Annotated in this window: 1 protein-coding gene; it reads left to right on the top strand. The window is 33.9% G+C overall.

Going from position 1 to position 634, the window contains the following annotated elements:
- Nucleotides 1-228: 228 nt before the first annotated feature.
- On the top strand, nt 229-634 hold a 406-nt coding region (locus J7R05_RS07485; RefSeq protein WP_208541793.1), incomplete at its 3' end, for an AAA family ATPase.

The raw sequence follows: 634 nt of genomic DNA, 5'->3' as shown, positions 1-634 counted from the left end.
TATCCTTTTTGTCTCAAACAAATATCTGCATGAGAACAATATTTCTAATATACTCTCTTCCAAACACAACACACCTCTTGGTACCAAAGAAATTACTCTGTACGTATGAATATAAAAAAACAACATATTACACTTCTCTTCTTCTCATTTTCTGTTACAAATCATAAAATGTCCATTATCATACAGAGAAAGTTACTAATTTTACGACAAATGCCTTAAGGAAAAAATATGAATCAATATGATACGTCATCTAATTCTATTAAAAAGGCCAATATCGATCATAAAGCGCAAAGAATTATTGATGATATTGATACAACACACAAAGAATTGAATATACTACAACAAGAAATTGACAAAGTTATCTTTGGGCAAAATCATATTATTGAATATGCTTTAATAGCTATCTTTGCTGGTGGACACGCTCTTCTTGTTGGTGCCCCAGGACTTGCTAAAACGCGTCTTGTTGAAACTTTGGGAACAGTATTGGGGCTTGCTGAAAAACGCATTCAATTTACCCCCGATTTAATGCCATCCGATATTATCGGTTCTGAAATTATGGACTCTGACAAATATGGTAAACGTTCTTTCCGCTACGTCCAAGGTCCAATTTTTACTCAACTCCTCATGGCTGATG

Origin of the sequence: Bartonella capreoli, assembly GCF_902813205.1 — a bacterium.
Lineage (GTDB): Bacteria > Pseudomonadota > Alphaproteobacteria > Rhizobiales > Rhizobiaceae > Bartonella > Bartonella schoenbuchensis.
The sequence above is the reverse complement of the archived record's forward strand: the minus strand, read 5'-3'. Positions and strand labels throughout refer to the sequence as shown.